This window comes from Streptomyces sp. W16, from assembly GCF_033194735.1.
Taxonomy (GTDB): Bacteria; Actinomycetota; Actinomycetes; order Streptomycetales; family Streptomycetaceae; genus Streptomyces.
In genome coordinates, this window is record NZ_JAWOAI010000632.1 from 1 (window position 1) to 4969 (window position 4969).

Sequence of the window (4969 nt, forward strand, 5' to 3'; positions counted from 1 at the left end):
TGCGCCGCCGCACCGAGGCCCGAGACCGCCTGCACACCTCGCTGGAGGCCTTCGACTCCTTCGGCGCCCCGCACTGCGCGGCCCAGGCGCGAGCCGAACTCCGCGCCCTCGGCACACCGGTGGGAGTGACCACCCTCCCCGCACCCGGAGCCCAGGCCCCCACCACCCGCCTGACCGCCCAGCAACTGATGGTCGCCCGCATGGCAGCCGACGGCGCCACCAACAGAGAGATCGCCGTCCGCCTCGCCCTCAGCCCGCGCACGATCGACCACCATCTGCGCGGCGTCTTCAGCCGGTTGGGCATCCGGTCGCGGATCGAACTGGTACGACTGCTGGCGGAAGGGGAGGCGTCCTGAGGCACCCGGTACTGCCCTTACCCTTCCGGAATGCGGGAGTTGACGTTGCGCGTCCGGGTCGCTGCCTATGTGCTGCGCCAGCGCACGGGACGGCCGGTGGAACTGCTCGTGTTCGACCATGACGCGGATCTGCCGCCCGGCACGCACGTCCCCGCGGGAGGTGCGGCGCCGGAAGAGCCCCTGGAAGAGGCGGTGTTGCGGGAAGTCACGGAGGAGTGCGGGCTGACCTGCCGGAGGTGTCCGGGGCACCATGTGGCGGGCGCCAGGCGCGACAACGGCATGACCTTCCACTGCCGTTTCGAGCCGCTGCCCCTGGCCTTCCCTTTGGCCGACGGCCAGGACGCCCGGCTGGATCGGTTGGAGACGTGAGAGCCGTCAGGTGATCGACGGGACTGTCCACCGGCTCGGCGCCTCGCGCCCCCGGAACCCCTCCGCGTCCCACGTCCCGTCAAGCTGCGGCGCCAGCCAACTCGCCGCCGCAGCGCGGAAGTCGGCGGGGATGAGAGTGCCCGCCCCCTCCGGCAGCGCCCCGAGCAGCGGAGCCCCCGCCACCTCCGGCAGGTCGGCCACATTGCAACGCGACGCCAGATCGGGCGCGGTGGGCCAGCTGCCGATCACCACGCCCAGCAAGTCGAGCCCCTGGTGGCGGAGTTCACGGGCCGTCAGTTCCGTCGTGTTCAGGGTGCCCAGGCCCGCCGACGCCACGACCAGGACCGGTGCTCCCAGCAACCGCGCCGTGTCCGCCAGCGTGCCGCCCTCCGCGTCGAACCGTACGAGCAGCCCGCCCGCGCCCTCGACCAGCACGAGATCGTGCTCGGTGGCCAACTTCTGCGCGGCGTCGGCCACTTCGCGCGGACGGACCGGAGCCATACCGGCCCTGCGTGCCGCCGTGCCGGGTGCCAACGGCTCGGGGTAGCGGGCGAGTTCGGCCGCCGTGACGGCACCCGCGAGCCTCGCGACCTCGTCGGCGTCCCCGCGCTCGTCCGGCCGTAGACCCGTCTGGGCGGGCTTGAGGACGGCCACCGTGCGGCCGGCCGCGACCGCCGCCGCGGCGACGGCGGCCGTGGTGATCGTCTTGCCGACCTCCGTGCCCGTGCCCGTGATCACCAGTACCGGCATGTCATCCCTCCCGCGCCGCCGCGCACACCGCGCGGGTGATCCGAGCCAGGTCGGCGTCGCCCGTGACGTACGGCGGCATCGTGTAGACGAGGTCGCGGAACGGCCGTAGCCACACGCCCTCGCGTACGGCCGCTTCCGTGGCGGCCTTCATGTCCACGTCGTGGTCGAGCTGGACCACGCCGATGGCGCCGAGGACGCGGACGTCCCGGACTCCGGGGATCCCCGATGCGGGGGCGAGGCCCTCCCGCAGGCCCGCCTCGATGCGCTTGACCTCCGTCAACCAGTCCTGGTTCAGGAGGAGTTCGATCGACGCGCAGGCCACGGCCGCCGCCAGCGGATTGCCCATGAAGGTCGGGCCGTGGGCCAGGACCGGCACCTCGCCGCGCGAGATGCCCTCGGCCACGCGTGACGTGCACAGCGTCGCCGCCATCGTCATATAGCCGCCGGTCAGCGCCTTGCCCACACACATCACGTCGGGGGTGACGGCCGCGTGCTCCGCCGCGAACAAGGCACCCGTACGACCGAAACCCGTCGCGATCTCGTCGAACACCAGCAGCACGTCGTGCGCGTCGCACGCCTCGCGCAGCACCCGCAGATACGCGGGGGAGTGGAACCGCATCCCGCCCGCGCCCTGCACCACCGGCTCCACGATCACCGCGGCGAGTTCGTGCGCGTGCCGCTCGATCAGCTCGTGGAGATGGGCTGCGTACGACTCCTCGTACTCCGCCGGAGGCGCGTCGGCGAACACCTGGCTGGGCAGCACCCCGGACCACAGCTCGTGCATCCCGCCCTCGGGGTCGCACACCGACATCGGCTGCCAGGTGTCACCGTGGTAGCCGCCGCGCCAGGTCAGCAGGCGCTGTTTCGCGGGGCGGCCGAGCGAGCGCCAGTACTGCAGGCACATCTTCACCGCGACCTCGACCGACACCGAGCCCGAGTCGGCCAGGAACACGTGCTCCAGGCCCTCGGGAGACATGTCGACAAGGAGCTTCGCCAGTCGTACGGCGGGTTCGTGCGTGAGCCCGCCGAACATGACGTGGCTCATCCGGCCGAGCTGCTCGCGCGCGGCCTCGTTGAGCACGGGGTGGTTGTAGCCGTGGATCGCCGACCACCAGGACGACATGCCGTCGACCAGCTCGTCCCCGCCGCCCGCCAGCCGGAGCCGCACCCCGCTCGCCGACTCCACGACGAGCGGTTCGACGCGGCCGGGCATCGGACCGTACGGATGCCAGACGTGCCGCCGGTCCAGCTCCAGCAGCTCGGCGACGGGCAGGCCGGGCAGGGCGGTCGGGTTCGGGTCAGGCATTCGGCGCGAGATCCGTTCCGGCACCTCGACGGCGTACGGAGACCAGGTCCCGGCGGACCTCGTCGACCTGCGGGGCGGGAGTGGCCGTGGAAGCGGAACCGGACCCGCAGACTTCGGCACCCTCGTGTCCACCGCACCCAGCACCCTCGTGCGACCCGCAGCCCGCGCTCTCCTGCGAACCGCACCCGCCGGCCGCCACGGTCGCCCGGTGCTCCGGCAGCGTCACCTCGCCCGCGCCCTCCACCTCGAAGCCCGCGTCCGCGATCATCTCCAGGTCGGCGTGGCCGGCCTGGCCCTCGGACGTCAGGTAGTCGCCGAGGAAGATCGAGTTGGCGAGGTTCAGGGCGAGGGGCTGCATCGTGCGCAGGTGGACCTCACGGCCGCCCGCGATGCGCACCTCGACGTCCGGGCAGACGAACCGCACCATCGCGAGGATGCGCAGACAGCGCTGCGGGGTGAGGTGCCACTCCTGTGCGAGCGGGGTGCCCTCCATCGGGATCAGGAAGTTCACCGGCACCGAGTCCGGGTCGAGATCGCGGAGGGAGAAGACGACGTCCACCAGGTCCTCGTCGGTCTCGCCCATGCCGGCGATCAGGCCGGAGCAGGCGGAGAGCCCGGCCGCGTGCGCCTTCTGCACGGTGTCGACGCGGTCGGCGTACGTGTGGGTAGTCGTGATGTCGCCGTACGTCGACTCGGACGTGTTGAGGTTGTGGTTGTAGGCGTCCGCGCCCGCGTCGCGCAGCCGGTCCGCCTGGCCGTCGGAGAGCAGGCCTAGGCAGGCGCACACCTCGACGCCCTCGTTCTGGTCCTTGATCGCCTTGATGGTGCCCGCGACCCGGTCCACGTCCCGGTCGGTCGGGCCCCGGCCGGAGGCCACCAGGCAGACCCGCTTGGCGCCACCCGCCACACCGGCCGCCGCCGCCTTCGAGGCATCGTCGGGCTTCAGCCACGTGTACTTCAGGATGTCGGCCTTGGAGCCGAGCCGCTGCGAGCAGTACGAGCAGTCCTCGGGGCACAGGCCGGACTTGAGGTTGACGAGGTAGTTGAGCTTCACCCGTCGGCCGAACCAGTGGCGGCGCACCTTTCCGGCCGCGGCCACGACATCCAGCAGGTCGTCGTCCGAGGTGGCGAGGACGGCGAGTGCTTCCGCGCGGGTCGGCAGTTCACGCCGAAGCCCCTTGTCCACGAGCGTGTTCAGCAGGTCCATGAGATCCGATCCTGTCCTACGGGACCGCCCGCGGCCAAGGAGAGATTGCACAAGACATGGGGCCGCCGGTGTGGGTATCACCACACCATGGGCAGCCGGTCGTCCGTTTAGTGTCTGTGCACTGCCTACAAAAGCCCCGGAGGAACCATGGCGTTCGGCTGGATCGACGACCAGGCGGAGCAGCGCCGCCGCGCCGGGCTCGTACGGACCCTGCGCCCGCGCCCCGCCGACTCGCCGCTCCTCGATCTCGCGAGCAACGACTACCTGGGTCTCGCCCATCATCCCGAGGTCGTCGAGGGGGCCGCGGCGGCGGCGCGGACCTGGGGCGGCGGGGCCACCGGTTCGCGGCTCGTCACCGGTACGACCGAGCTGCACAGCCGGCTGGAGCGCGAACTCGCCGAGTTCTGCGGCTTCGAGGCGGCCCTCGTCTTCTCCTCCGGCTACGCGGCCAACCTCGCCGCGGTCACCACGCTCGCGCCGCACGGCTCGCTGATCGTCTCCGACGCGGGCAACCACGCCTCGCTCATCGACGGCTGCCGGCTGGCCCGGGGCGCCACCCAGGTCGTGGGGCACGCGGACCCGGACGGGGTGCGGAAGGCGCTGCGGACGCACGACGGGCAGGCCGTCGTCGTGTCCGACTCGGTGTTCTCCGTGGACGGGGACGCGGCTCCGGTGGGGGCGCTGGCCGAGGCGAGCCGGGAGTTCGGGGCGGGGCTGCTGCTCGACGACGCGCACGGGCTCGGGGTGCTGGGCGAGGGCGGGCGCGGGGCGCCGTACGCGGCAGGGCTCGCGGGGGCCGAGGACGTGGTCGTGACGGTGACCCTGTCGAAGTCGCTGGGGAGTCAGGGCGGTGCGGTTCTCGGGCCGGCCCGGGTGATCGACCATCTGGTCAACGCGGCGCGGACGTTCATCTTCGACACGGGACTGGCTCCCGCGGCGGCGGGTGCGGCGCTGGCCGCGCTCACCCTGCTGCGGCGCGAG

Annotated in this window: 6 protein-coding genes; 3 read left to right on the forward strand and 3 right to left on the reverse strand. The window is 72.4% G+C overall.

Translation table 11 applies throughout. The features are described 5' to 3' along the window. Both R6V09_RS45725 and R6V09_RS45730 read left to right on the forward strand, forming a co-directional pair. Window positions 1-356 (forward strand): helix-turn-helix transcriptional regulator (locus tag R6V09_RS45725; protein WP_317887387.1); only part of this gene is annotated, 356 nt, incomplete at its 5' end. Between the two features lie 30 nt (window positions 357-386). Next, window positions 387-725 carry an NUDIX domain-containing protein gene (locus tag R6V09_RS45730; RefSeq protein WP_317887388.1) on the forward strand — a complete coding sequence of 113 codons (339 nt, stop codon included), beginning with the start codon at window positions 387-389 and terminating at the stop codon, window positions 723-725. A 6-nt stretch (window positions 726-731) separates the two neighbouring features. On the opposite strand, the gene bioD is transcribed toward R6V09_RS45730, so the two are convergent. From bioD to bioB, 3 genes are read right to left on the reverse strand one after another with little or no spacing between them, the layout of a single operon-like run. After that, window positions 732-1475: a dethiobiotin synthase gene (bioD, locus tag R6V09_RS45735; protein WP_317887389.1), complete on the reverse strand. Its 744-nt coding sequence runs from the start codon at window positions 1473-1475 to the stop codon at window positions 732-734. A gap of 1 nt (window position 1476) precedes the next feature. Beyond that, on the reverse strand, window positions 1477-2781 hold the full coding sequence (locus R6V09_RS45740) for an adenosylmethionine--8-amino-7-oxononanoate transaminase (protein ID WP_317887390.1): 1305 nt from the start codon (window positions 2779-2781) through the stop codon (window positions 1477-1479). Beyond that, window positions 2774-3988, reverse strand: a complete 1215-nt coding sequence (bioB, locus tag R6V09_RS45745) for a biotin synthase BioB (protein ID WP_317887391.1) — start codon at window positions 3986-3988, stop codon at window positions 2774-2776. The genes R6V09_RS45740 and bioB overlap by 8 nt, the downstream gene beginning before the upstream one ends. 147 nt (window positions 3989-4135) lie before the next feature. Here bioB and R6V09_RS45750 point away from each other — a divergent pair. Further along, window positions 4136-4969, forward strand: an 834-nt coding sequence (locus tag R6V09_RS45750; protein ID WP_317887392.1) for an aminotransferase class I/II-fold pyridoxal phosphate-dependent enzyme, incomplete at its 3' end; no start/stop codon positions are given.

Bases quoted from the DNA above. Each gene is read 5' to 3' on its own strand.
- bioD (WP_317887389.1), bottom strand. From the start codon at position 1,475: ATGCCGGTACTGGTGATCACGGGCACGGGCACGGAGGTCGGCAAGACG.
- R6V09_RS45730 (WP_317887388.1), top strand. From the start codon at position 387: ATGCGGGAGTTGACGTTGCGCGTCCGGGTCGCTGCCTATGTGCTGCGC.
- bioB (WP_317887391.1), bottom strand. From the start codon at position 3,988: ATGGACCTGCTGAACACGCTCGTGGACAAGGGGCTTCGGCGTGAACTG.
- R6V09_RS45740 (WP_317887390.1), bottom strand. From the start codon at position 2,781: ATGCCTGACCCGAACCCGACCGCCCTGCCCGGCCTGCCCGTCGCCGAG.